Genomic DNA, 25,103 nt, shown 5'->3' on the forward strand with positions numbered 1-25,103 from the left:
AGAACCCCATGAGTGACGATCCGACCCAGTGGCACGGCACGACGATCCTGGCCGTGCGGAAGGGCGGTCGCGTCGTCGTCGCCGGCGACGGGCAGGTGACCTTCGGCCATACCGTGATGAAGGCGAGCGCGCGCAAGGTGCGCCGGCTGTCCGGCGGCAGCGTGATCGCCGGTTTCGCCGGAGCAACGGCCGACGCCTTCACCCTGTTCGAGCGGCTGGAAGCCAAGCTGGAGCAGCATCCGGGCCAGCTCACCCGCGCCTGTGTCGATCTCGCCAAGGACTGGCGCACCGACCGCTACCTGCGCCGGCTGGAGGCGATGATGGCGGTGGTGGATACCGACGTCTCCCTGGTGCTGACCGGCACCGGCGACGTGCTGGAGCCGGAGGACGGGCTGATCGGCATCGGGTCGGGCGGTTCCTACGCACTGGCCGCCGCCCGGGCGCTGGCCGACCGGGATGACATGGACGCGGAGGCCATCGCCCGGCGCGCCATGGCGATCGCCGCCGATATCTGCATCTACACCAACGACAACCTGACCGTCGAAAGCCTATGACCGACTTTTCCCCCCGAGAGATCGTCTCCGAGCTCGACCGGTTCATCATCGGCCAGCATGACGCCAAGCGCGCCGTCGCCATCGCCCTGCGCAACCGCTGGCGCCGCCGCCAGCTCGACGAGGGGCTGCGCGAGGAGATCCTGCCGAAGAACATCCTGATGATCGGCCCGACCGGCGTGGGCAAGACCGAGATCGCCCGCCGCCTCGCCAAGCTGGCCAACGCGCCGTTCCTGAAGGTGGAGGCGACCAAGTTCACCGAGGTCGGCTATGTCGGCCGCGACGTGGAGTCGATCATCCGCGACCTGCTGGAATCCGCCATCGCCATGACCCGCGAGCGGATGCGCAAGGAGGTCCATGCCAAGGCGGAACTGCAGGCCGAGGAGCGGGTGATCGACGCCCTGGTCGGCGACAGCGCCAGCACCGAGACCCGGCAGAAGTTCCGCAAGATGCTGCGGGAGGGCCAGCTCGCCGAGCGCGAGATCGAGATCGACGTCAACAGCAGCGGCGGCCCCGCCGGCATGCCGACCTTCGACATTCCGGGCATGCCCGGCGGTCAGCTCGGCGTGATGAACCTGAACGACATGCTGGGCAAGGCCTTCGGCGGCCAGAGCAAGCGCAAGCGCATGTCGGTTCCGGACAGCTACGAGGTCCTGGTGCGCCAGGAGGCCGACAAGCTGCTGGACGAGGAGGCGGTCACCCGCGAGGCGATCGAGCTGGTCGAGCAGAACGGCATCGTTTTCCTGGACGAGGTCGACAAGATCGCCCGCTCGGAGGAGCGCAGCAGCGGTGACGTAAGCCGCGAGGGCGTGCAGCGCGACCTGCTGCCGCTCATTGAAGGCACCACCGTCGCCACCAAGCACGGGCCGGTGAAGACCGACTTCATCCTCTTCATCGCCTCGGGCGCCTTCCACCTGGCCAAGCCCTCGGACCTGCTGCCGGAGCTGCAGGGCCGCCTGCCGATCCGCGTGGAACTCAAGGCGCTGACCCGGGACGATTTCCGCCGCATCCTGACCGAGCCGGAAGCGAGCCTGGTGACCCAGTACAAGGCGCTGATGGGCACCGAGGACCTGACGCTGGACTTCACCGACGACGCCATCGAGGCCTTGGCCGACATGGCGGTGGAGATCAACCGGTCGGTGGAGAACCTGGGTGCGCGCCGGCTGCACACGGTGCTGGAGAAGCTGCTGGAGGAGGTGAGCTTCACCGCCTCCGACCGCGGCGGCCAGACCGTGACCGTGGACGCCGCCATGGTGAAGGAACGGGTCGGCGAGCTGGCCAAGAACGCCGATCTGAGCCGGTTCATCCTGTGACGAAGACGCTCGTTCCGACATCGGAATGAGCGTCCTTTCATCCTACGGATCCCGCAGTTCGGCCAGCAACGTGTCGATCCGGCTGTCGTCCAACTCCCGGATGCGCACGGCCAGGAGGTTGGCGAGTTCCGTCGCCTTGGGGCTGAGGCCGCCGGTGTCGAGCACCACGCGGGGGCGGGAGATTTCCGACAGGCGGCGCAGCTCCTCCGCCTCCTCCCAGTCCAGGTTCAGGCAGGCGTTCACCAGCTCCAGGAAGCCGGAGCGGGGCCGCGCCCGCTTGCCATGCTCGACCGCCGAGAGATAGGCGGCCGACACCCCGAGCTCGGCGGCCATGACCGCCAGGGTCAGGCCGCGGGCCTCGCGCAGATCCCGCAGACGGCGGCCGAGCGGCGTCACAGCTCGTCCTTTCCGCCCCGGGTGCGGTCCCGGCGCCGGCGCAGCAGCACGTACCATGCCCCCTTGCCGCCGTCCTGCGGCTGAGCCGGGGTGAAGGCGAGGATGCGGTCCTTGTTCGGATAGTCGCCGAGCCAGCCCGGCAGTGCCCGGCGGATCACGCCGATCTCGCGCTCCTCGTGGCCCCAGGCCGGTCTCTGCCAGTCCGGCCGCCCCTTGCCAGTGATCACCAGCACGCAGCGCCTTCCCAGCGCCTCCTGCCGGGCGAGGAAGCCGTTCAGCGCCACATGGGCCTTCTCCCGGGTCAGCCCGTGCAAATCGATCCGCGCCTCGATGGGAAGCTGGCCGCGCTTCAGGCGGAGCTGCAGCCGCCGGTCCATGCCGGGGGCGCCACCATGGGCGTGATCCTGCAGGTCCGACGGCACGATCTCCGGCACGGCCTGGGGCGGCGGCGGCGAGGCGGCACGCCTGTGTCCTGCAGGTTTCTGCAGGGTTGCGGGTTTTTCAGGTGCCGGATCGGGCAGCGGGTCCGGGGCCACCGCATGCTCCGCATGGCGGTCGCTCTCGATCCGGGTGGCGTCCTTGAGGACCTTGCCGAACAGGTCCAATTCGTCCGTGGTGGGGCGCCGGGGTTTGCGCACGCCGGCCCTCCCGCGCCTCAGTCGGCGACGATGATGACGTGCAGCCGGCGCGGCCCGTGGGCGCCCATCTGGATCTTCTGCTCGATATCGCCGGTGCGCGACGGGCCGGTGATCAGGTTCACCGTGCGCGGCATGGTGAAGCCGTCCCCGGGACCGGCGCTGTCAGCCTTGGCGCGCGCCGCTCGAAACCGCGACCAGGCATCCTCCAGCGGGCCGACCACCTGGCTGCGGCGGACCACGGCGATATGGTTTTCCGGCAGGAAATTCAGCCCGGTCGGCGTGGTCGCGTCGGAGGTCAGCATCAGCGTGCCGGTCTCGGCCACCGCGGCGAAGACCGGCGTGACGCTGGTGTCCTCCGACCCATCGGCGGTGCCGGTCTTGATCTCCAGGGTCGGCGTCGTCGACCAGTCGAGCCCGTCGGAAAAGGCGGGTGCCTGCACGACACGGGCCGGCAGGTTCTCGCGGGACAGATAGGCGCGGACGGCTTCCGGCACCGCGTCGAGGGAGTCCACCTCGTCCACGGTGCAGGCGAATTCCCGCGCCTTGTCGGCGAACAGCGCCGTCAACCCATTGGTGTCGCGTCCCGCCGTGCGGTCGGGGATCAGGTTGCGTTTGGGCTGGGCCAGGCGCTGGCGAAGCTGCGCCGCCGGCTCGCCGGACAGGGCCTCGCGACCCAGCGACTTGCGGATCGAGCCGAGGATGTCGTCGCGCGCGGTCATGCCTTGCCTCGGTTGGCCGCTTGGCGCTCGCGGTAGAGGTCGTGGAAGGTCTTGCCCTCCGGGGCGGGCATGTCGCGCACCGAAGTCCAGCCGCTCGCCAGCGGCAGACTGGTTAACCGCCCGTTAACCTTACCGAGCCGGCCCAGCAGCCCCGAGGCGAGACGGGTGGCGAGACGATACAGCTTCGGGCGCGTAGCGAAGTAGGACCATACCGACAGACCGGCCCTAGCCTTTTGAGGCGAAAGGCCTTTTTCGTATTCGCGCTGGCGGTAGTGACGCATCATCTTCGGTAGCGGGATGCGCATCGGGCACACGCTCTCGCAGCGACCGCAGAAGGTGGAGGCATTCGGCAGGTGGCCGGCCTCCTCCACTCCGATCAGCGACGGGGTCAGCACCGAACCCATCGGACCGGGATAGACCCAGCCATAGGCATGGCCGCCGACCGCGGCATAGACCGGGCAGTGGTTCATGCAGGCGGCACAGCGGATGCAGCGCAGCATGTCCTGGAACTCGGTGCCCAGCATGGCGCTGCGGCCGTTGTCCAGCAGGACCACATGGAATTCCTCCGGCCCGTCCATGTCCTCCGAGCGGCGCGGCCCGGTGGAGAAGGACGTGTAGACCGACATCTCCTGCCCCGTCGCCGAGCGGGCGAGCAGGCGCAGGATGGTGGAGGCGTCCTCCAGGGTGGGGACGATCTTCTCCAGGCTGGCGATGACCACATGCGCCTTGCCCAGGAGCTGGGTCATGTCACCGTTGCCCTCGTTGGTCACGATGACCGTGGAGCCGGTCTCGGCGATGAGGAAGTTCGCGCCGGTGATGCCGACATCGGCGGCGAAATAGCGCTCGCGCAGCTTGGCCCGGGCCTCATCGGTGAAGTCCTGCGGGATTTCCAGCCGGCGGTTCGGGTCGAGGTCCTTGTGCTCCCGGCGGAAATCCTCGGCGATCTGCTCGCGGGTCACATGGATGGCCGGGGCGATGATGTGGCTCGGCGGCTCGTGGCGGAGCTGGATGATGTACTCGCCCAGATCGGTTTCCACCGGCTCGACGCCGTTCTTCTCCAGATAGTCGTTGAGGCCGATCTCCTCGGCCACCATGGACTTGCCCTTGGTGACGGTCTTCGCCTCGCGCCGGCGGCAGATCTCCAGGATCGTCTCGCGCGCCTCGGCCGGGGTGCGGCACCAGTGCACGTGGCCGCCATTGGCGGTGACGTTCTCCTCGAACCGCTCCAGGTAGAAGTCCAGGTTCGCCAGCACGTGGTTCTTGATGTCGCGCCCGGCGTCGCGGAGCTGCTCGAATTCCGGCAATCCGGCGACGGTGCGGGCCCGGTTCTCCTGGAAGCCGGACTTCACGTTCAGCAACGCGCGCTGCAGGGTCGCGTCGTTCAGCGCCTTATGGGCGTTGTCCTTGAAGTTCTTCGACGTGGACTGCATGGCTAGCGCTCCTCACCCGAAACAGAACTGGCCGGGTCGCCAATGGCCGGCGTGTCGGTCATCCCGGCCAGCACCTCGGCCACGTGGCGTACCTTTGTGGACGCGCCCAGGCGCTTCAGCTTGCCGGCCATGTTCAGCAGGCAGCCGAGATCCCCCGCCAGCAGGGTCTCCGCCCCGGTGGCGACGATCTCCTCAGCCTTGTTGGTGACCATCTTGTCGGAGATTTCCGGATATTTGACGCAGAAGGTCCCGCCGAAGCCGCAGCACACCTCCGCGCCCGGCAGCTCGGTGAGGCTCAGCCCCTTCACCCCGGCCAGCAGGCGGCGCGGCTGGGCCTTCACCTCGAGCTCGCGCAGGCCCGAGCAGCTGTCGTGATAGGTGACGGTGGTGTCCAAGGACGTGTCCACCCGGGTGACTCCGAGCACGTCGACCAGGAAGGAGGTCAGTTCGTAGGTCCGTTTCGCGATGTGCTGGGCGCGCTGGGCCATGGAAGGGTCGTCGGCGAACAGCTCGGGATAATGCTCGCGGATCATGCCGGCGCAGGACCCGGAGGGGGCGACCACGTAGTCCACGCCCTCGAACGCGTCGATGACCTGGGCGGCGACGGCGCGGGTGTCCTTGTTGTCGCCGGAATTGAACGCCGGCTGGCCGCAGCAGGTCTGCTCCGCCGGGACGATCACGGTGCAGCCGGCATCCTCCAGCAGCTTCAGGGTGGCGAAGCCGATGGACGGCCGGAACATGTCGACCAGGCAGGTGACGAACAGCCCGACCTTGGGGGATCTGGCCGGAGCGGCGGACTGCGGGCCGGTATCTGTAGTGTCACCCTGGGCCATCGACGCCCCTTCGCGTGCGGTGAACGGTCAGACATTTGAGCTATCACGCGGGCGGGGGAGCGGCAAGGTGCGGCGGGGGAGTAGACCTATGCGAATGACCTGGGCGTCGTCCTGATGTAAATCAGGACCATGCCGCGAGATGGGCGGTTCGCTGGTAGCTTGGTCCTGACTTTCGTCAGGACGACGGTGAAGGGCCAAAAGGGCTGCGTGCTTGCCCGGTTCAGTCGCTGGAGTGCGGGAGGAACGTCGAAGAGCGGAGGGATGGGTAGATGGGTGGGTAAACACACCCATCCGTCATCCTGACGCACGTCAGGATCCTGCCTGAGACGCTCTGACGCGCCAGAATTATGATCCTGATTTGCATCAGGATGACGGCAAGATGGTTGGGACGACGGGGGAAGCCGACGCCTCCCCGCTCCTCAGGAATTCATCTGGTCGAAGAAATCCTGGTTGGTCTTGGAGTGCTTGAGCTTGTCGAGCAGGAACTCCATGCCGTCGACCGTGCCCATCTGCATGAGGATACGGCGCAGGACCCACATCTTCGACAGGGTCGCCTTGTCGACCAGCAGCTCTTCCTTACGCGTACCCGACTTGGTGATGTCGATCGCCGGGAAGGTGCGCTTGTCGGACAGCTTGCGGTCGAGGATGACTTCGGAGTTACCGGTACCCTTGAACTCCTCGAAGATCACCTCGTCCATGCGCGAGCCGGTATCGATCAGCGCGGTCGCGATGATCGTCAGCGAGCCGCCCTCCTCGATGTTGCGGGCCGCACCGAAGAAGCGCTTCGGACGCTGCAGGGCGTTGGCGTCGACACCGCCGGTCAGCACCTTGCCCGAGGACGGCACCACCGTGTTGTAGGCGCGGGCCAGGCGGGTGATGGAGTCCAGCAGGATGACCACGTCGCGCTTGTGCTCGACCAGGCGCTTGGCCTTCTCGATCACCATCTCGGTGACCTGGACGTGGCGCGAGGCCGGCTCGTCGAAGGTGGAGGAGATCACCTCTCCCTTCACCGAGCGCACCATGTCGGTCACTTCCTCCGGCCGCTCGTCGATGAGCAGGACGATGAGGTAGACCTCCGGATTGCCCTCGGAGATGGCGTGGGCGACGTTCTGCAGCATCACGGTCTTACCGGTGCGCGGCGGCGCCACCATCAGCGCGCGCTGTCCCTTGCCGAGCGGCGCGATCAGGTCGATCACCCGGGAGGTGAAGTCCTTGTTCTCCGGCTTGAACTCGGTCTCGAGCTTCAGCTTCTCGTTCGGGAACAGCGGGGTCAGGTTGTCGAAGTTGATCCGGTGACGGACCGCCTCGGGATCCTCGAAATTGATCTGGTTGACCTTGAGCAGGGCGAAATAGCGCTCGCCGTCCTTCGGCGCGCGGATCTGGCCCTCGACCGTGTCGCCCGTGCGCAGGCCGAAGCGGCGCACCTGGCTCGGCGACACGTAGATGTCGTCCGGACCCGGCAGGTAGTTGGATTCCGGCGCGCGCAGGAAGCCGAACCCGTCCGGCAGGATCTCGAGCACACCCTGGCCGGAGATCGGAACGTCGTTATCCGCCAGCTGCTTGAGGATCGCGAACATCATGTCCTGCTTGCGCAGCGTGCTCGCGTTTTCAACTTCAAGCTCCTCGGCGTAGGCGAGGAGATCGGCGGGGGTTTTCGCTTTGAGTTCTTGAAGATTCATCTGCTGTGGATTGCCTTCAGGGAAGGGACCGGAACACGCCCGACGCAAAGGGGTTTCGTTTTACCCATAAGCCCAACCGTACGGGGGCCGTCTGCAACACATGCAATGTTCCGGAGAAAAGCGGTCGCGCCCGGCGACCGGAAACAGGCCTTACCCGACCCTCAGGTCGGTGTCAACGGCGTTAACCGTACGACAGGTCTCAAAACGGCTTCGTGATCACCAGGAAGACGACCACGATCATCAGTAATGTGGGGATCTCGTTGGCGATTCGGAAGTACCGGGTCGATTTTTCATTTCCATCCGCCGCGAAGGCCTTCCGCCACCGTCCCATCATGTGGTGCGAGGCGGTCAGGACCAGCACGAGGAACAGCTTGGCATGCATCCAGCCGTCCTGCAGCCAGCCCGGGGTCATCCACAGCATCGTGAGGCCGAAGATCCAGGTCGCCATCATCGCCGGGTTCATGATCGCCCGGTACAGCCGGCGTTCCATGACCTTGAAGGTCTCCGAGGTGGCCGAGCCCGGGGCCTCCGCGGCGTGGTAGACGAACAGCCGCGGCAGGTAGAGCAGCCCCGCCATCCAGGCGATGACGCTGATCACATGCAGCGCCTTGACGATCCCGTAGGCGTCCATAGTGCCTAGCCCCGGATCTGCTTGAGCAGGGCCGACACATGCTCTGGCGGGGTCTGCGGCACGATGCCATGGCCGAGGTTGAAGATGAACGGCCCGCCGGACAGCGCCTCGAGGATCCGGTCGGTCTCCGCCTTCAGGGCGTCGCCGCCGGTCACCAGGGCGATCGGGTCGAGGTTGCCCTGGACCGGGATCTCGGCCTGGAGCGCGCAGGCCATGGCGAGCGGAATGGTGCTGTCCAGCGCCAGCGCGTCGATCCCGGTGGCCGAGGCATAGTCCCGGGTGAGGGCACCGGCACCACGGGCGAAGCCGATGACCTTGATCTGCGGATGCAGCGCCTTCAGGCGGCGCACGATCTCGGCGGTCGGTTCGATCACCGCATGGCGGAAGACGCTCTCCGGGGCCGCGCCGGCCCAGCTGTCGAACAGCTTCACCACCTGGGCGCCGGCCGCCACCTGGCGGTCGAGATAGGCGACCGTGGCATCGACCAGCAGGTCCATCAGCTTGCGGAAGCCTTCCGGCCGGCCATAGGCCCAGCCCTTGAGCTTGGCGTAATCCCGGCTGCTGCCGCCCTCGACCATATAGGAGGCGACCGTCCAGGGGCTGCCGGCGAACCCGATCAGCGCCACCTCCTTGGGCAACGCTTCATGCAGGCGGGCGACGGTCTCGTAGACATTGCCGACCCGGGCATGGAAGGCGTCGGCATCGAAGGTCGGGATCTCCGCCTCGCTCTCGATCGGATCGAGGATCGGGCCCCGGCCCTCCTGGAACTCGAGGCGACGGCCGACGCCGTAGGGGACGATCAGGATGTCGGAGAACAGGATCGCTGCGTCGAAGCCGAAGCGCCGGATCGGCTGCATCGTCACCTCGCAGGCCAGTTCCGGGTTCAGGCACAGATCGACGAAACCGCCGGCCAGTTTCCGCGTTTCCTTGTACTCCGGCAGATACCGTCCGGCCTGGCGCATCAGCCATACCGGCGGCCGTGACCCGACCTTGCCGTTCAGCGTGTCCAACAACGGGATGCCCGACATGCTTCGCTCCCTGTTTTTCTGCACAACTTCTCTACCTCATTACTCTTTTTAAAAGATAGGGAGTTGAAGTGGTTGGGGGGCTGAAACCTGGGGATCAAATCCGGTCCACCGGTCATCCACAGACTTGTCGGCGACGGGATTCCGGCCGCACCCATGGGGAGGGATCCCGTGAAAACCGAGCGGCGTCCTCCGGTTTCCCAGGCTTCCACGACGGAATTGAATCATGGGGATAACGGGGACAGTCTGGTCAAGTGCGCGGGCGGTGACGTTGTCCCGCCGCCCCGATAAACTTGTCCACCCCCGGACAGATGGGGGCAGTGAATCGAGGTGACCCTTGAGCAATTTCGACGCCTTCGGTTTCGGCCCGACTTATCCCCCGTCTCACGGCAGTTCTCCCCAGGGCGTCGGTGGATGAGTACCGTCGACCTTCTCCATCTCCATCTGGTGTCCGACGCGACCGGCGAAACCAACCACCAGATCGCCCGCGCCTGCCTGGTGCAGTTCGAGGATGTGCGCGCCAAGGAGCATGTGTGGTCCCTGGTGCGCACCGGCAGCTACCTGGACAAGGTGATCGCCGGGGTGGAGGCCAATCCGGGCCCGGTCCTGTTCACCCTGGTGGATCCGGAGCTGCGGCGCCGGCTGGAGGAGGCCTGCCGGCGGATCGAGGTGCCGTGCCTGCCCGTGCTCGACCCGATCGTGATGACGCTCGCCAACTACATGGGCCGGGAGTCCCATCCCCGGCCCGGCCGCCAGCACGAGATGGATGCCGCCTATTTCAACCGCATCGAGGCGATGGACTACACGCTGGCCCATGATGACGGCCAGCAGGTGCACGACCTGGAGGAGGCGGATATCGTCATCGTCGGCGTGTCGCGGACTTCCAAGACGCCGACCTCGCTCTATCTCGCCAACCGCGGCTACAAGACGGCGAATGTGCCAATCGTGCCGGACGTGCCGCCGCCGGACGAGATCTTCCACCTGAAGCGACCGCTCGTGGTCGCCTTCACCACCGACCCGGCCCGGCTGATCCAGGTCCGCCGAAACCGGGTGCTGATGCTCAAGCAGCGCGAGGAGACCGACTACGTGGCGATGGAGCAGGTGCGTAAGGAAGTGGCCGAGGCCCGCCGCATGTTCACGCGCAACGGCTGGCCGATCATCGACGTGACCCGGCGATCGATCGAAGAGACCTCGGCGGCGGTGCTGCAGCATCTGGAAGCGCGGGAGAACGGCAATGGCTGAGGCCGGGCAGCCCCAGCTCCTGGGCGCCAATGCGGCCACGACCTCGGTTGTCCTGGCCTCGGGCAGCCGGTTCCGGGCCGAGCTCCTGCGCAACGGGGGCGTGCCGTTCACCATCGACGTGCCGGGCGTGGACGAGGGGTCGGTGCGGGATTCCCTGCGCGCGGAGAACGCCACCACCGAGGATGTCGCCACGGTCCTGGCCGAGCTGAAGGCCGTCGCCATCTCCCGCAAGCATCCCGACGCGCTGGTCATCGGCTCCGACCAGATGCTGGATTGCGGCGGGGTATGGTTCGAGAAGCCGGTGGACCGCGACCACGCCGAGGCGACGCTGAGGGCCCTTTCCGGCAAGACACATCGCCTGGTGACGGCGGTCGTCGTGGCCCGGGCGGGCAGCCGGATCTGGCACGCCATGGACAGCGTGACCATGCGGATGCGGCCACTCTCGGACGATTTCATCCAGCACTATCTGGACGTGGTCGGGGAGGACGTCTTTGCCTCGGTCGGCGCCTACCAGCTTGAAGGGTTGGGGGCGCAGCTCTTCACCGGGGTGGAGGGGGACTATTTCACCGTCCTCGGTCTGCCGCTGCTTCAGCTGCTGGAGTTCCTGCGGACCCATGGTGTGCTGGCCCGATGATCGTCATCGGCCTGACCGGCTCGATCGGCATGGGCAAGAGCACGACGGCGGTCATGTTCCGGCGGCTGGGCATTCCGCTGCATGATTCCGACGCCGCCGTCCACGCGACCATGCGCCGGGGCGGGGAGGCCGTGAACGACATCGCCGCCGCTTTCCCGGAGGCGGTGCGCGACGGCGCGGTGGACCGGGCGGCTCTTGGCGCGCGGGTGTTCGGCGATCCCGCCGCCCTGCGCCGGCTTGAGTCGATCGTGCATCCGCGGGTCGGGGCGCGGACCCGCCGCTTCCTGCGCCAGTGCCGCCGGCACCGCCGTCCGATCGTCGTGCTGGACGTCCCGCTGCTGCTGGAAGGCAGCTCCCACACCCTGTGCGACCTGGTCGCGGTGGTCAGCGCCCCGGGCTTCATCCAGCGCCAGCGGGTTCTGGCCCGCCCCGGGATGACGCGGGAGCGCCTGGCAAGTATCCTGGCCAAGCAGATGCCGGATGCCGAGAAGCGCTGCCGGGCCGACCGGGTGATTCACACCGGCCTCGGACGGGCCTATACCATGCGCTCGGTCAAGCGGCTGGTGGCGCGGCTCCGGCGGGACCGCGCCGAGGGAAAGAGGATCGCATGCGGGAAATCGTGCTCGATACGGAGACGACGGGCCTGGACCCCGAGACCGGGGACCGGGTCGTAGAAATCGGCTGCCTCGAGCTGATCAACCACGTTCCCACCGGGCGCACCCTGCACCATTACTTCAACCCCGAACGCGACATGCCGGAGGAGGCCTTCCGGGTGCACGGCCTGTCGGCGGAGTTCCTGTCGGGCCATCCGACCTTCGGCGCCCTGGTGGACGAGGTGATGGCGTTCCTGGGCGACGCGACCCTGGTGATCCACAACGCCAGCTTCGACATGAAGTTTCTCAATAAGGAACTTCAGCTTCTGGGCCGGCCGCCGATCCCGATGGACCGGGCGCTGGACACGGTCGCGCTGGCCCGCCGCAAGTATCCGGGCGCCCAGGTCAGCCTGGACGCCCTGTGCCGCCGGTTCGAGATCGACAATTCGAACCGCTCGCTCCACGGCGCGCTGATCGACGCCGATCTGCTCGCCTCGGTCTATCTGGAGCTGATCGGCGGCCGGCAGCCGGACCTGATGGCGCCGCCGGCCGAGGACGGCAAGGGGACGTCGAGCGCCGGCGGTGCTGCGAAGACCGTCGAGAAGATCGAGCGGGTCTATCGCGAGCCCCGGCCCCATGCGCCGAGCGCGGAGGAGGCGGCAGCCCATGCCGCCTTCCTGGAGAAGATCAAGAACCCGATCTGGACCGCCGGCAGCGCGGACTGAGACCGGGTTCGGGCCGATCAGGCGGAGGCCACCGGCGCGCCGATCGAGGATTCCTTGCTCTGCCGGTACATGGACGCGAAGTCCACCGGCTGGATCAGCAGCGGCGGGAAGCCGCCGTCGCGGGTGGCATCGGCCACGATCGCCCGGGCGAACGGGAACAGCAGGCGCGGGCATTCCACCAGCAGCACCGCGTGAAGCGAGTCCTCGTCCATCGACTGCAGCCGGAACAGGCCGGCATAGGTCAGGTCCGCGAGAAACAGCGGGTCTTCCTCAACCTTTGCGCTCGCGGTGATCTTCAGGACCACCTCGAACAGCTCCTCGTCCTTGGAGACCTTGGATGCCTGGACGTCGACATTCACGTCGATCCGCGGCTGCGAGCTCTGCGGACGCAGGCTGGACGGTGCGCGCGGGTTCTCGAAGGAGAAGTCCTTGATGTACTGCGCATTGATCTGCAGCGGCATCGACGTCGCCTGCATCGGCTGGGGCTCGGTGGCGAGAGGGGTGTCGGACATGAAAAATCCCGGGTCTAGGGTCCGTCAGCGGACAGAATAGGTTGCGGCTTCGCTATCACGACTGGGAGGTGTGGACAATAGTGGCGGCCAGGGACCGGTCGAGGGCCAGCAGCGTTCCGTTCGGCACCGTCATGCCGGTCAGGCCGCGGATGAACGCCCAATGGGTGACGAAGACCGTGTCGTCCCAGCGCTCCGCGGCATCCAGCTTCTCGCGGAAGGCGGTGCAGCGCACGCTCAGCTCCTCCTCGTTCTCCCCGCCCTCCGGCCACCACCGCTCGGCCAGGTCGCCGAAGGAGATGGCGGGCCAGTCGGCGCGCAGGCGGGAGGTCGGGGTGCCGACATCGCAGACGAACCAGCAGCGCTCGCGCACCAGCGGCTCGATCTCGATCGGCAGGCCGAGCCGCCCGGCCACGATCTCCGCGGTCTGCAGGGCACGCCGGTAGGGGCTGGCCACCACCCGTCGGATCGAGCGGCCCTCGAGATGCTCGGCCGCGGCGGCGGCCTGGGCCCGGCCGGTATCGGTCAGGGCGGGATCCTCGATGCCCGGATCGATCCGGGTCCGGGAGAAGTGGACGTTGAACTCACTCTCGCCGTGGCGCAGCAGGTACATGGTCGGTCAGTCCCGGGGGCGGTCGAGGGGAGGGCGCGTGCTGTCGGATGGCGTATCTTCCTGCTTGCTGTCCGTCGGCCCGCGGTCGGACAGGTCCTCGTACTCGCCGTCGATGATGTCGCCCCGGCCGCCCGGCCCGCGGGGTCCCGGTCCATGGGGGCCCGGTCCGCCCGGCCCGCCGCGCAGGTTCACGAAGACCGTGGTGCCGCCCCGCGCGACGATATAGCCGATGATCAACCCGGCCAGCCAGCGCCGCAGGGGCGGGATGAACAGCAGGAAGCCGAGCGCGTCGGTCGCGAAGCCCGGGATCAGCAGCAGCAGCCCGGCGAACAGCAGCCCGAAGCCGGAGACCACCTCCACCGCCGGCGTCTCGCCCCGGTCGATATGGCCGCGCAGCCGCTGGAGGGTGGCGAGACCCTGGATCCGGAACAGCAGCGTCCCCAGAACGGCGGTCAGGATGATCAGCGCGATGGTCGCCGCGGCGCCGATTTCGCTGCCGACTTCGATGAGAAGCCAGAGCTCGACCGCCGGCACGCCGATCAGAATCAGGAGAATGACTAAGCCCATGCTTGCCCTTCGGATATCAAGGCCCTATCTACACCGGAGGCGTCGGGATGGTATCCCGATGGCCGTCGAAGCGATGCCCGCATCTCGTCGGATGCTCCGGCGCCGCGACCGCCGTGGCGACCGCTGTCCGGGGCGGGCACTCTAAACGGGCGGGTGCGGCTTGGTCCACCCGGAGGGCGCAACAGGCATGGGATCCAGTTTTCCTCTCTTCGAAATCATCCTCTACGCGATGATCGCTGGGTTTCTGATCTTGAAGCTCCGCAGCGTACTCGGCCGTCGCACGGGAAATGAAAAGCAGCGCCCCGATCCGTTCAGCGCGCCGCCGCCCGCCAATGAGAGCGAGCAGGATAAAGTCATTTCCCTGCCCGACCGCGCCGGCAAGGAAGCCGTCGAGATCGACGAGCGCGACCCGCTGACCGCCAGTCTGATGCGGATCAAGCTGGCCGATGACAGTTTCGACGACAAGGAATTCGTCGGCGGCGCCCGCGGCGCGTTCGAGATGATCGTCCAGGCCTATGCCGCCGGCGACGTCGACACCCTGAAATCCTTGATCTCCGGCCCGCTCTACGGTGGGTTCGTCCAGGCGATCGAGGAACGCGAGCAGGCCAACGAGACCCAGGAAACCACCATCGTCAGCTTCCGCTCGACTGAGATCACCGCTGCCGAGCTGGACGGCCACGAGGCCCGTGTGACCGTCGAGTTCGTGACCGAGCAGGTGAAGGTGACCCGGGATTCCGCCGGCGCCGTGGTCGACGGCGATCCCGACAAGATCGAGGTCATCACCGACATCTGGACCTTCGAGCGGGATGTCCGGTCCAGCGACCCGAACTGGGAGCTGGTCGCCGCCCGTGTCCCCGAGGAATAAGTCCGGCCTGCGGGCGCTCGCGGCCTCGCTGCTGCTCGGCGTCCTGGCCGCCTGTTCGGCCGATCAGCCGCCCGAGACCCCCGATGGCGGCACGCTGCTTCTGGAGCGTGCCGGCTTCTCCGACCTGCCCGGATGGTCGCAGGACGACGTGGCCGCGGCCGTGCCCGCCATGCGCAAGTCCTGTTCGCGGATGCTGCGGAGTGACGATTCCACCCCTCTGAATCCCGGACCCCGTTTCGGCACGGTGGGCGACTGGCGGGCCGCCTGTAACGCGATGGAGCGGTTGCAGCCCGGCGACACGGCGGCCGCGCGTGCCGTCTTCGAGGAACAATTCACGGTCTGGCAGGCCTCCGACGCCGCGCCGAAGGACGACCTCTTCACCGGATATTACGAGCCGGAACTGCGCGGGGCACGCCGCCCCAACGCCACCTACGACGTGCCGCTCTACCCCCGGCCGGGCGACCTGGTCCTGGTCGATCTGGGCGATTTCCGCGACAGCATGAAGGGCGAGCGGATCGCCGGCCGGCTGGAGGGGTTCCGCCTGAAACCCTATGACAGCCGGGCGGAGATCGACGCCGGCTCCCTGGACGGCAAGGTGCAGCCCATCGTCTGGCTGGCCGATCCGATCGATGCCTTCTTCCTGCATATCCAGGGCTCCGGCCTGATCCGCCTGCCGGACGGCAGCCGCACCCGGGTGGGCTATGACGGGCATAACGGGCACATCTACTTCCCCATCGGCCGCCACCTGATCAGCGAGGGGCATGTGCCGAAGGAGGAGATGTCGATGCAGGCGATCCGCACCTGGCTCGACGCCCATCCGGGCCAGATGCAGTCGGTGATGAACCTGAACCCTTCCTACATCTTCTTCCGCGAGCTGACCGGGGACGGGCCGATCGGTGCCCAGGGCGTGGCGCTGACCGCCGAGCGGTCCCTGGCCGTCGACCGCACCAAGCATGCGATGGGCGTGCCGATCTGGGTGGATATCGATTACGGCGGCGGGCTGCGGCGCCTGATGATCGCCCAGGATACCGGCGGGGCCATCCGCGGGCCGATCCGCGGCGACTTCTTCTGGGGTTCCGGCGATGCCGCGGGTGACCGGGCGGGGGCCATGGCGGCGAGCGGCCGGATGTGGCTGCTGCTGCCGGTCGGGGTCAACCCGAACGCGGTCCCGGCGGCCGACACACCGCCGGCAAGCTGAGCCTCACGCCGGGTTGAGCCCGAGCGTGCGCTGCAGTTTCTTCGTGAGATTGCGGGACGCCAGCCGGTGGGATTCCGCCAGATAGGCCTTCAGGTCCGCCTCGCCGAGCCCCGGCGACCCGTACTGCTGGATCCATTTCATGCCGCGTGAGGCCAGATAGGGCGCCGGGCGCAGCCCCGGTTCTTCGCGGAGCATCTCGTAGGCGATTGGCGAGACCTTGAACGTATAGGCCGGGCGGGCGCCGTCGCCCCAGCCGGCGATGGCGAAGACCTTGGACTGCTCTCCGGTCCCGACCTTCCAGACCGTGGCCCCGCCCCATTGCACCACGTGGAACGTGGCGGGGAGCGAGGAACAGAAGGCGTCGAACGCATCCTTTTTCATGGCGGGGCTCCGTCCGGAAAGAGAAAAGCCGCCACCGACGCTGGGGTCGATGGCGGCTTCCGAAGGTCAGGACGCCGGGACTCCGTGTTTCACGTGAAACACTTGGCCGCTCGTTACGGCAACAGAACGGTGGAGCCGGTGGTCTTGCGGCCTTCCAGGTCGATATGCGCCTGGACCGCGTCGGCCAGGGCATATTCCTGGTTGATCGCGACACTGACGGCACCCTTGCCGACCACATCGAACAGATCGGCCGCGCAGGCGGCGAGCAGGTCCTTGGTGGCCGTGTAGGTCATCAGGGTCGGGCGCGTGAACTTCAGGGAGCCCTTGGCGGCGAAGATGCCGAGATCGACCGGCGGGATCGGGCCCGAGGCCTGGCCGAAGCTCACCATCATGCCGGTGGGCGCGATGCAGTCGAGGCTCATGGGCCAGGTGTCCTTGCCGATCGAGTCATAGACGACCGGGACCTTCTTGCCGTCGGTGATCTCGATCACCCGGTCCACGAAGTTCTCCCGGGTGTAGATGATCGGATGGTCGCAGCCGTTCTTCTTGGCCAGCTCGGCCTTCTCGTCGGAGCTGACCGTGCCGATGACCGTGGCCCCCAGATGCTTGGCCCACTGGCAGAGGATCAGGCCGACGCCGCCGGCGGCGGCATGGATCAGGATCGTGTCGCCCGGACCCACCTTGTAGATCTGCCGGATCAGGTACTGCACGGTCATGCCCTGGAGCATCATGGCGGCGGCGAGCTTGTCGCTGACGCTGTCCGGAACCTTCACGACCTTGGTCGCCTCCAGGTTCCGCGCCTCGGCATAGGAGCCCGGCGGCGGGGCGGCATAGGCGACGCGGTCGCCGACCTTGAAGTCGGTCACGCCGTCGCCGAGCGCTTCGATCGTGCCGGAGGCTTCCATGCCGATGCCCGAGGGCAGGGGCAGGGGGTAGAGGCCGGAGCGGTGATAGGTGTCGATGTAGTTCAGGCCGATGACGCTGTGCTTGATCTGCACCTGGCCGGCGGCCGGCTTCGGCAGGTCGACATCCTCGAGCTTCATCACCTCGGGGCCGCCCTGCTCATGCATGCGGATCGCTTTTACCATGGGATGATCTCCCTCTTCCCTGTTCTTGTTTTGCTTGGCTACGCCAGGTGCCGCGAGGCGTGAACCGTCCTCGCGGGCACCAGTCCCTTGCCCGAAGGCGCGGGAATTCTCAGCTCAGATGGGTCTTGAAGAACTCCGCCGTGCGGCCATTGGCCAGGTCGGCGGACGCCTTGTCGTAATGCTGTCCGCCGACCCGGGCGAAGGCATGGTCCTGGCCCTTGTAGACATGGACCGTGGCGTGTGTGTTGGCCTCCAGTACGGGCACGAAGGTCTCCTGGGCTTCCGGCGGCACGAACCCGTCCTTCTCGGCCACATGGCACAGATAGGGCTTGCTGATCTTGTCCGCCTCGCCGATCAGCTCGTCCAGACCGACGCCGTAGAAGCTCACATTGGCGTCCGCGTCCGAGCGGGTCGCCATGAGGTAGGCGAGCTTGCCGCCGAGGCAATAGCCCACGGAACCGGCCTTGCCGTTGCAGCCGTCCATGCCGCGCACGTGCTTCAGGGTGGCGATCAGGTCCTTGACCCCGAGGTCGACGTCGAACTTGCCGAACAGGTCGAACGCCTTCTGCCACTCGGCCTCGGTCTTGTCGGTGATGTCGATGCCCGGCTCGATGCGCCAGAACAGGTCCGGACAGATGGCGAGATAGCCCTGGGCCGCATAGGCGTCGGTCAGGTCGCGCATGACCTGGTTTACGCCGAAGATCTCCTGGATGACGACCACGGCGGCGGCCGGCATGGCCGAGGGCTTGGCGACATAGGCGCTGAAGCTGCCGCCATCGGCGGCGGTCACGGTAACGGTGGACATGGGATCTCCCTTGGTCTCGCTTGAGGGGCCGGCTTGTTCAGGATCCGGTTTGTCTGGGCGCGACCGTAGCAGGGCAGGGCCGGTGCGAACAACGCGCCGGATCGGCGAAACCGGCGAGGCTCAGAACAGCGAGGTCTGGCCCCGCTCCAGATCCAGAAGCTGGCGCTTGCTCTCCACGCCGGCCCCGCCTGAAAACCCGACCAGCTTGCCGCTGGACCCGACCACGCGGTGGCAGGGAACGACGACCGGGATCGGGTTGCGCCCGCAGGCGCCGCCCACGGCCCGGGCCACCCCGCCGACCCGCTCGGCCAGGTCGCCATAGGTCCAGGTCACGCCGAAGGGGATCGCCCGCATCGCCTCCCAGACGCTGCGCTCGAAAGGCGAGCCGCCGCGGAACCGCAGGGGCAGGTCGAAGACCGTCAGCCCGTGGTGGAAATAGGCGTCGAGCTGGCGGACCGTTTCACGTGAAACGGCATCCTCTTCCGGGGCAGGGCCGTCGCCGCGGCCGATCCAGATGACGCGCACCAGGGCCTCGCCGTCGCTGACGGCGCGCAGGCGGCCGACCGGGGTGTCGAGTTCGCTGGCGGGCATGGGGACGGGCCTGATAAGACGGGCGCGGGATCGACAGCATAAGGCTGACACGGTGGAGCAGGATACCATCTTCGCACCGGCCACGGCACCCGGCCGGGCGGCCCTGGCAATCGTGCGGATCTCCGGGCCGACGGCGCTCGACGCCCTGCGCGACCTCGCGGGCGACGTGCCGCCGGCGCGGCGGTTGTCCCTGCGAGTCCTGCAGGACTCCAGCAGGGGAGAGGTCCTGGACGAGGCCATGGTGGTGGCCTTTCTCGGCCCCGCCAGTGCCACGGGCGAGGATCTGGTGGAGCTGCATCTGCATGGCGGCCGGGCCGTGGTGGCGGCGGTCTGCGACCGGCTCTCCGTCCTGCCCGGTCTGCGCCTCGCCGATCCGGGGGAGTTCACCCGGCGGGCTTTCCTCAACGACCGGATCGACCTCACGACGGCGGAAGGCATCCTCGACTTGGTGGATGCCGAGACCGACGCGCAGCGGCGCCAGGCGATTGCCCAGGCGACGGGCGGTCTGGCGGCCGCGCTGGAGGGCTGGCGCGAGACACTGGTCGCCGCCATGGCCCGGTTGGAGGCGTTCATCGATTTTCCGGACGAGGATCTGCCCGAGACCCTGCATCGGGAGATCGTCGACGCCCTGTCCTCGCTGGACGCGGAGATGGCCATGGCCCTGGCGGATGGTAGTCGGGCCGAGCGGGTGCGCGAGGGGCTGCGGATCGCCATCGTGGGAGTGCCGAATGCAGGCAAGTCCTCCCTGCTTAACTGGTTGGCGAAACGGGATGTTGCGATTGTGAGTGCGACGGCCGGTACGACCCGGGACGTGGTCGAGGTTCACCTCGATATCAACGGGTATGCGGCCACGGTAGCGGATACCGCGGGACTGCGCGAAACCCCCGACGAGATCGAGGCGGAAGGGGTCCGCCGGGCCCTGGCCCGGGCCGAGGCGGCCGATCTGTCCCTGGTCCTGGCCGATGCGACGCAGGGCGAAGCCGGCCGTGCCGCCATGGGGGCCTATCTGGAGCGGGACAACGTGCTGCCCGTCGCCACCAAGATCGATTTGGTCGATGGCGCGGTTCCGGAGCCCTGGATCGGTCTGTCCACCTGGACGGGGGAAGGCGCCCCGGCTTTCTTCCAGGCGCTGGAGACGGCCATGGCGCAGTGGATGGACCGGGTCGGCTCGGTGGCGCTGACCCGGGCGCGGCATCGCGATGCGGTCGTGATGGCGCGCGAGGCGGTGGGCCGGGGCAGCGCTGCGCTGGAGAGCGGCGCGCCGCTGGAGATCGCGGCGGAGGATCTGCGGATCGCCGCCGCGTCCCTGGGCCGGATCCTGGGCCGGGTGGATGTGGAGGAGATCCTCGACCGGATCTTCGGCGAGTTCTGCCTGGGAAAATAGCTTGGTCATCGTCCGGCCGTTTCACGTGAAACAGGCTCGATGCCGGCGAGATCGCGCGCGACCTTTGACAGCGGCGGCAGGGCTGCGTATCTGGTGGCCATGAACTCCTTTGACATCATCGTCGTCGGCGGAGGCCACGCCGGCTCGGAAGCGGCGGCCGCGGCCGCCCGCATGGGCGCGCGCACGGCGCTGGTCACCCATCGGCGCGACACGATCGGCGTGATGTCCTGCAACCCGGCGATCGGCGGGCTTGGGAAGGGGCATCTGGTTCGCGAGATCGACGCCCTGGACGGCATCATGGGCCGGGCGATTGATCGCTCGGGGATCCAGTTCCGGATGCTGAACCGCTCCAAGGGTCCCGCCGTCCGGGGCCCGCGGGCCCAGGCCGACCGGGCGCTGTATCGCACGGCCATTCAGGAGATCCTGGCCGAGTTCGACTCCTTGTCGATTGTCGAGGGCGGCGTCGACGATCTGATCGTCAAGGACGGGCGCTGCGCGGGGGTGATCCTGGCCGATGGGCGCGCGCTGACCGCGGCGGCCGTCGTGCTGACGACGGGCACGTTCCTGCGGGGCGAGATCCATCTGGGCGAGGAGCGCCGGCCGGCCGGCCGGGTCGGCGATGCGCCGGCGATCGGCCTCGCCCTGACCCTGGAACGGCTCGGCCTGCCGCTGGGCCGGCTGAAGACCGGCACGCCGCCGCGTCTCGACGGCACGACGATCGACTGGGACAGCCTGGAGGTTCAGCCGGGCGACGACCCGCCGGAGCCGTTCTCGACGCTGACGGAGCGGATCACCGTTCCGCAGATCCCCTGCCACATCACCTATACGAACGCGGCGACCCATGCGGCGATCCGGGCGAACCTGGACCGCGCGCCGATGTATAGCGGCCAGATCGGCAGCACCGGTCCGCGCTATTGCCCGTCGATCGAGGACAAGATCGTCCGTTTCGCCGACAAGGAGACGCACCAGATCTTTTTGGAACCGGAAGGCCTGGACGATCCGACCGTCTATCCGAACGGCATCTCCACCTCGATGCCCCGCGATGTCCAGGATCAGGTCGTGGCATCCATCCCGGGCCTCGAGCGGGCGCGCATTCTGCAATACGGCTATGCCATCGAATATGATTACGTGGACCCCCGTGCGCTGTCCCGAAGCCTGGAGGTGAGGGCGCTGCCGGGCCTGTATCTGGCCGGTCAGATCAACGGAACGACCGGGTATGAGGAGGCCGCCGCCCAGGGACTGGTCGCTGCTACCAACGCTACTCTGGTAGCGAGCGGCTCGGATGACGCACTATATATAGACAGAGCAGACGGGTATATCGGGGTCATGATCGATGATCTTGTGTCCCGTGGCGCGCCCGAGCCCTACCGTATGTTTACCTCCCGCGCCGAGTACCGGCTTCGGCTCCGCGCGGACAACGCCGATCTTCGCCTGACCCCGATGGGACAGCGCGTCGGCCTCGTCGGGTCGGTGCGGCGCGACGCCTTCGAGGCCCGCCAGACCCTGATGTGTGTTTCACGTGAAACACTGGAGACCCTCGGCGGCTCGCCCCAGGTGCTCTCCAAACTCGGATTCGCGGTCAATCAGGACGGCAAACGCCGCTCGGCTCTCGATCTGCTGTCCTATCCGGACGTCACGTGGAACAGATTGGTCGCCGCCTGGCCCGAAAAGCTGAGTCAGATCCCGGAATCCACCGCCGAGCAGATCGCGACCGAGGCGAAATACGCCGGATATCTCGATCGGCAGGAGGCCGACATCCGTGCCTACCGTCGGGACGAGGCGCTGGAGCTGCCGGACGACCTGAATCCGGAGTCCATCGGCTCGCTTTCGACGGAAATTCGGGCGCTCCTGACGCGCGAGCGGCCCCGCACCCTCGGTCAGGCGAGTCGGTTGCCCGGAATGACGCCCGCGGCGACGGTCGCGCTGCTGCGTCACGTGAAAAAGACCGACAAAAAGTCCGCCGCGAGACCCCCGCCGAGCTTCAGCAGCGCCTTTCCCTGAGCGACGACCGGCGCAGAGCCCTGGAAACCTATGCCGAGCTGCTCGAGAAGTGGCAGGCGAAGATCAATCTGGTGGCGCCGGCGACCCTGCCGGGCCTCTGGTCCCGCCACTTCCTCGATTCCGCGCAGCTTCTGTCCCACATGAAAGACCTGCCCGGGCCGGTTCTCGATTTCGGGTCGGGGGCAGGGTTTCCCGGTCTGGTCCTGTCGATTCTCGGCCGAGACGACATCACCATGGTCGAATCCGATCGGCGCAAGGTTGCCTTCCTGCAGGAAGTGGCCCGCATGACCGGGGTGAAACCGACCCTGGAGGCCTGTCGAATCGAATCACTACGCCCGATTCGCGCCGGTATTATCACCGCGCGGGCCCTGGCGCCGGTCGACAAGCTGCTGCGCTACGCCGAGCCATATGCCGACGGGAAAACGGTATTTCTGTTCCTGAAAGGGGAGCAGGCAGACGCCGAGTTGACTACCGCACAAAACACCTGGAAAATGGCTGTCACCAAGGCTCCCAGCATTTCTGACTCTCGGGGGGTCGTGCTGAAGCTGGAGGAGGTGAGCCGTGCTTGACGGACAGACCAACCAGGTAGTGGCACCGCGGATCCTGGCGATCGTGAACCAGAAAGGCGGCGTCGGAAAGACGACCACGGCGGTCAACCTGGCCACCGCCATGGCGGCCTGCAAGAAGAAGGTCCTGGTCATCGACCTCGACCCCCAGGGCAACGCATCCACCGGGTTCGGCGTGCCGCGCAAGGGACGCGACGCGGATTCCTACGCCGTGCTGATCGGCGAGGCGACGATCGCCGAGGCGGCGATCGAGACGCCGGTGCCGGGGCTCGAGGTGGTGCCGGCCTCCACCGACCTCTCCGGCGCGGAGATCGAACTGGTCGACATGGACCATCGCGAGTTCCGCCTGCGCGAGGCGGTCGTCCGCCACGCGGCGACCTCGCCCTACGACTACATCCTGATCGACTGCCCGCCGTCGCTCGGCCTGCTGACCCTGAATGCGCTGGTGGCCGCCGACGCGGTGCTGGTGCCGCTGCAGTGCGAGTTCTACGCGCTGGAGGGTCTCTCCCAGCTGGTGCGGACGGTGGAGCGGGTGCGCAAGGCGCTGAACCCCGGCCTGGAGATCCAGGGCGTGGTGCTGACCATGTACGACCGCCGCAACAACCTGTCGGATCAGGTGGCGGCCGATGTGCGCGAGTATTTCGGCGACGTGGTCTACCGCACCATGATCCCGCGCAACGTCCGGGTCTCCGAGGCGCCGTCCTACGGCAAGCCGGTCATCGTCTACGACATGGCCTGCAGCGGCTCGCGGGCGTATATCTCCCTGGCGCGCGAAGTCCTGGCCCGGGAATCCTCCCTGGCGGCGAACGCGGTCGCCGCCTGAGGGCCGCTGACATCCCTGGCGCCGAGCCAGCCCCCCCGCAGTCCAGCCTGCTGAGGTGAGATGAGCGACGATACCGGCAAACGACGCAGCAACAAGCTGGGCCGCGGCCTGTCCGCCCTTCTGGGGGAGGACGAGGACGAACAGGTCCAGCTCGACCGCCTGCGCCAGTCCCGGGCGCTTCCGGTCGAGCAGCTCGCCCCCGGACCGTTCCAGCCGCGCCGGCGGTTCGACCAGGAGGACCTGCGCGAGCTTGCCGAGAGCGTGCGCGAGCAGGGGGTGATCCAGCCGATCCTGGTGCGCCGCGCGCCGGACGGCGACAAGTACCAGATCATCGCCGGCGAACGGCGCTGGCGGGCGGCCCAGCTCGCCCAGCTCCATGAAGTTCCGGTCCTCATCCGGGAGTTCGACGACCAGACGGCGATGGAGATCGCCATCGTCGAGAACGTCCAGCGGCGCGACCTCACGCCCCTGGAAGAGGCCGAGGGCTATCGCCGGCTGATCGAGGAATACAGCCACTCCCAGGACGACATCGCCCGGGCCGTCGGCAAGAGCCGCAGCCATGTGGCCAATACCCTGCGGCTGCTGAACCTGCCCGAAGAGGTCCGCGCCCTGCTGGAGGATGGCCAGCTCACCGCCGGCCATGCCCGGGCGCTGCTCTCGGCCGAGGATCCGGCCGCCCTGGCCCGCGAGGTGGTGACCCGTAAGCTGAACGTCCGCGACACCGAGCGCCTGGTTCAGCGCGAGAAGGCGCCGCCACCGACCCCCGCCGCGCCGAAGCAGAAGGATGCGGATACCCGTATCCTGGAGCAGGACCTGTCGGACCGCACAGGTCTTGTGGTAGCGATCAATCATAACGCCCATAACGGGTCCGGTAGTGTCACGTTGCGCTACCGGGATCTGGACCAACTTGACCTGATCGTGGAGCGTCTGTCGGCCCGTCCGGCCCGGTCCGAGGGGTCCTTCGGCCTGTCCGATGACGGTGCCGACGGGGATACGGATCAGGCGGACGGGGACGAATGGGCCGCGCCGCTGCCGGGCGAGGTCGATCTGACCGATGCCGTCGATCCGACCGGCCGGGCCCCACGGTCCGTCCCTGTCCCGGAAACCTCCGACGAGGATGTGGGAGAGGATGGGGCCGACGAGGACACCGGTTCGGAAGACGAGGATCCCGGTCACACGAACTGGGATTTCGACGACGAGGATGACGAGGACGACCCGCTCGTGCCCAAGACCTGAAGGTTCAGGGCTGATTCCGCTCAGTATTTCAGGGCAAATATCCCCTATAATTCAATTCATTGATCGG

The 25,103-nt window shown here is 67.5% G+C and carries 28 protein-coding genes; 13 read left to right on the plus strand and 15 right to left on the minus strand.

Annotated elements, in window-relative coordinates:
- Positions 1-8 precede the first annotated feature (8 nt).
- Together hslV and hslU are read left to right on the plus strand one after the other, a co-directional pair.
- Positions 9-554: an ATP-dependent protease subunit HslV gene (gene hslV, locus ACOQOP_RS18310; protein ID WP_420563251.1), complete on the plus strand. Its 546-nt coding sequence runs from the start codon at positions 9-11 to the stop codon at positions 552-554.
- Positions 551-1,864 carry an ATP-dependent protease ATPase subunit HslU gene (gene hslU / locus ACOQOP_RS18315; protein ID WP_420563252.1) on the plus strand — a complete coding sequence of 438 codons (1,314 nt, stop codon included), beginning with the start codon at positions 551-553 and terminating at the stop codon, positions 1,862-1,864. The genes hslV and hslU overlap by 4 nt, the downstream gene beginning before the upstream one ends.
- Positions 1,865-1,906: 42 nt before the next feature.
- Here the strand turns inward: hslU and ACOQOP_RS18320 are convergent, their stop codons facing one another.
- The 8 genes from ACOQOP_RS18320 to hemE all read right to left on the minus strand — a co-directional run bounded on the left by ACOQOP_RS18320 (position 1,907) and on the right by hemE (position 9,218).
- Positions 1,907-2,260 carry a helix-turn-helix domain-containing protein gene (locus ACOQOP_RS18320; RefSeq protein ID WP_420563253.1) on the minus strand — a complete coding sequence of 118 codons (354 nt, stop codon included), beginning with the start codon at positions 2,258-2,260 and terminating at the stop codon, positions 1,907-1,909.
- Positions 2,257-2,898, minus strand: coding sequence for a Smr/MutS family protein (locus ACOQOP_RS18325; RefSeq protein WP_420563254.1), 642 nt, complete (start codon positions 2,896-2,898; stop codon positions 2,257-2,259). The genes ACOQOP_RS18320 and ACOQOP_RS18325 overlap by 4 nt, the downstream gene beginning before the upstream one ends.
- Positions 2,899-2,915: 17 nt before the next feature.
- Positions 2,916-3,617: a LutC/YkgG family protein gene (locus ACOQOP_RS18330; protein ID WP_420563255.1), complete on the minus strand. Its 702-nt coding sequence runs from the start codon at positions 3,615-3,617 to the stop codon at positions 2,916-2,918.
- Positions 3,614-5,047 (minus strand): LutB/LldF family L-lactate oxidation iron-sulfur protein, encoded by a 1,434-nt coding sequence (locus ACOQOP_RS18335; protein ID WP_420563256.1) that lies wholly within the window; start codon positions 5,045-5,047, stop codon positions 3,614-3,616. The genes ACOQOP_RS18330 and ACOQOP_RS18335 overlap by 4 nt, the downstream gene beginning before the upstream one ends.
- A gap of 2 nt (positions 5,048-5,049) precedes the next feature.
- A complete protein-coding gene (locus ACOQOP_RS18340; protein ID WP_420563257.1) occupies positions 5,050-5,880 on the minus strand; it encodes a (Fe-S)-binding protein in 831 nt (276 codons plus the stop codon).
- Positions 5,881-6,299: 419 nt separating this feature from the next.
- The gene (gene rho / locus ACOQOP_RS18345) at positions 6,300-7,559 is read right to left on the minus strand and encodes a transcription termination factor Rho (RefSeq protein ID WP_420563258.1); all 1,260 of its coding nucleotides are present in this window, start codon (positions 7,557-7,559) and stop codon (positions 6,300-6,302) included.
- A 199-nt stretch (positions 7,560-7,758) separates the two neighbouring features.
- Positions 7,759-8,190, minus strand: a complete 432-nt coding sequence (hemJ, locus tag ACOQOP_RS18350; protein WP_420563259.1) for a protoporphyrinogen oxidase HemJ — start codon at positions 8,188-8,190, stop codon at positions 7,759-7,761.
- A gap of 5 nt (positions 8,191-8,195) precedes the next feature.
- Positions 8,196-9,218: a uroporphyrinogen decarboxylase gene (hemE, locus tag ACOQOP_RS18355; RefSeq protein WP_420563260.1), complete on the minus strand. Its 1,023-nt coding sequence runs from the start codon at positions 9,216-9,218 to the stop codon at positions 8,196-8,198.
- Between the two features lie 411 nt (positions 9,219-9,629).
- Here hemE and ACOQOP_RS18360 point away from each other — a divergent pair, with 411 nt between their 5' ends.
- From ACOQOP_RS18360 to dnaQ, 4 genes are read left to right on the plus strand one after another with little or no spacing between them, the layout of a single operon-like run.
- Positions 9,630-10,457 (plus strand): pyruvate, water dikinase regulatory protein, encoded by an 828-nt coding sequence (locus tag ACOQOP_RS18360; RefSeq protein ID WP_420563261.1) that lies wholly within the window; start codon positions 9,630-9,632, stop codon positions 10,455-10,457.
- A complete protein-coding gene (locus ACOQOP_RS18365; RefSeq protein ID WP_420563262.1) occupies positions 10,450-11,091 on the plus strand; it encodes a Maf family protein in 642 nt (213 codons plus the stop codon). The genes ACOQOP_RS18360 and ACOQOP_RS18365 overlap by 8 nt, the downstream gene beginning before the upstream one ends.
- Positions 11,088-11,765 (plus strand): dephospho-CoA kinase, encoded by a 678-nt coding sequence (gene coaE / locus ACOQOP_RS18370; protein ID WP_420563263.1) that lies wholly within the window; start codon positions 11,088-11,090, stop codon positions 11,763-11,765. The genes ACOQOP_RS18365 and coaE overlap by 4 nt, the downstream gene beginning before the upstream one ends.
- On the plus strand, positions 11,699-12,409 hold the full coding sequence (dnaQ, locus tag ACOQOP_RS18375; RefSeq protein WP_420563264.1) for a DNA polymerase III subunit epsilon: 711 nt from the start codon (positions 11,699-11,701) through the stop codon (positions 12,407-12,409). The genes coaE and dnaQ overlap by 67 nt, the downstream gene beginning before the upstream one ends.
- 17 nt (positions 12,410-12,426) lie before the next feature.
- Here dnaQ and secB read toward each other — a convergent pair whose 3' ends face one another.
- Genes secB through ACOQOP_RS18390 form a run of 3 tightly spaced genes read right to left on the minus strand, consistent with a single transcriptional unit; the run spans position 12,427 to position 14,098 of the window.
- Positions 12,427-12,921 (minus strand): protein-export chaperone SecB, encoded by a 495-nt coding sequence (gene secB, locus ACOQOP_RS18380; protein ID WP_420563265.1) that lies wholly within the window; start codon positions 12,919-12,921, stop codon positions 12,427-12,429.
- 55 nt (positions 12,922-12,976) lie between these two features.
- Complete coding sequence (locus tag ACOQOP_RS18385) at positions 12,977-13,531, minus strand: histidine phosphatase family protein (RefSeq protein WP_420563266.1); 555 nt, start codon at positions 13,529-13,531, stop codon at positions 12,977-12,979.
- A gap of 6 nt (positions 13,532-13,537) precedes the next feature.
- Entirely contained in the window at positions 13,538-14,098 is a 561-nt protein-coding gene (locus ACOQOP_RS18390) for an FxsA family protein (RefSeq protein WP_420563267.1), read from the minus strand.
- A gap of 187 nt (positions 14,099-14,285) precedes the next feature.
- Here ACOQOP_RS18390 and ACOQOP_RS18395 point away from each other — a divergent pair, with 187 nt between their 5' ends.
- Positions 14,286-14,963, plus strand: a complete 678-nt coding sequence (locus ACOQOP_RS18395) for a Tim44/TimA family putative adaptor protein (protein WP_420563268.1) — start codon at positions 14,286-14,288, stop codon at positions 14,961-14,963.
- Positions 14,947-16,161 (plus strand): murein transglycosylase A, encoded by a 1,215-nt coding sequence (locus ACOQOP_RS18400; protein WP_420563269.1) that lies wholly within the window; start codon positions 14,947-14,949, stop codon positions 16,159-16,161. Before ACOQOP_RS18395 ends, ACOQOP_RS18400 begins: the two co-directional genes overlap by 17 nt.
- Before the next feature lie 3 nt (positions 16,162-16,164).
- On the opposite strand, the gene ACOQOP_RS18405 is transcribed toward ACOQOP_RS18400, so the two are convergent.
- The 4 genes from ACOQOP_RS18405 to ACOQOP_RS18420 form a co-directional block, all read right to left on the minus strand.
- On the minus strand, positions 16,165-16,542 hold the full coding sequence (locus ACOQOP_RS18405; protein WP_420563270.1) for an MmcQ/YjbR family DNA-binding protein: 378 nt from the start codon (positions 16,540-16,542) through the stop codon (positions 16,165-16,167).
- A gap of 113 nt (positions 16,543-16,655) precedes the next feature.
- Entirely contained in the window at positions 16,656-17,630 is a 975-nt protein-coding gene (locus ACOQOP_RS18410; RefSeq protein WP_420563271.1) for a quinone oxidoreductase family protein, read from the minus strand.
- Positions 17,631-17,739: 109 nt separating this feature from the next.
- Complete coding sequence (locus ACOQOP_RS18415) at positions 17,740-18,435, minus strand: dienelactone hydrolase family protein (protein ID WP_420563272.1); 696 nt, start codon at positions 18,433-18,435, stop codon at positions 17,740-17,742.
- A gap of 120 nt (positions 18,436-18,555) precedes the next feature.
- Positions 18,556-19,026, minus strand: coding sequence for a methylated-DNA--[protein]-cysteine S-methyltransferase (locus ACOQOP_RS18420; protein WP_420563273.1), 471 nt, complete (start codon positions 19,024-19,026; stop codon positions 18,556-18,558).
- Between the two features lie 52 nt (positions 19,027-19,078).
- Between ACOQOP_RS18420 and mnmE the strand changes: the two genes are divergently transcribed.
- From mnmE to ACOQOP_RS18445, 5 genes are all read left to right on the plus strand, one after another.
- A complete protein-coding gene (gene mnmE, locus ACOQOP_RS18425; RefSeq protein WP_420563274.1) occupies positions 19,079-20,410 on the plus strand; it encodes a tRNA uridine-5-carboxymethylaminomethyl(34) synthesis GTPase MnmE in 1,332 nt (443 codons plus the stop codon).
- Positions 20,411-20,509: 99 nt separating this feature from the next.
- A complete protein-coding gene (mnmG, locus tag ACOQOP_RS18430) occupies positions 20,510-22,411 on the plus strand; it encodes a tRNA uridine-5-carboxymethylaminomethyl(34) synthesis enzyme MnmG (RefSeq protein WP_420566548.1) in 1,902 nt (633 codons plus the stop codon).
- 71 nt (positions 22,412-22,482) lie between these two features.
- Positions 22,483-22,980: a 16S rRNA (guanine(527)-N(7))-methyltransferase RsmG gene (locus ACOQOP_RS18435; RefSeq protein ID WP_420563275.1), complete on the plus strand. Its 498-nt coding sequence runs from the start codon at positions 22,483-22,485 to the stop codon at positions 22,978-22,980.
- The gene (locus tag ACOQOP_RS18440) at positions 22,973-23,800 is read left to right on the plus strand and encodes a ParA family protein (protein WP_420563276.1); all 828 of its coding nucleotides are present in this window, start codon (positions 22,973-22,975) and stop codon (positions 23,798-23,800) included. The genes ACOQOP_RS18435 and ACOQOP_RS18440 overlap by 8 nt, the downstream gene beginning before the upstream one ends.
- A 60-nt stretch (positions 23,801-23,860) precedes the next feature.
- Positions 23,861-25,036, plus strand: coding sequence for a ParB/RepB/Spo0J family partition protein (locus ACOQOP_RS18445; protein WP_420563277.1), 1,176 nt, complete (start codon positions 23,861-23,863; stop codon positions 25,034-25,036).
- The last annotated feature ends 67 nt before the right edge of the window (positions 25,037-25,103 follow it).

Source organism: Thalassobaculum sp. (assembly GCF_965223715.1).
Lineage (GTDB): Bacteria > Pseudomonadota > Alphaproteobacteria > Thalassobaculales > Thalassobaculaceae > Thalassobaculum.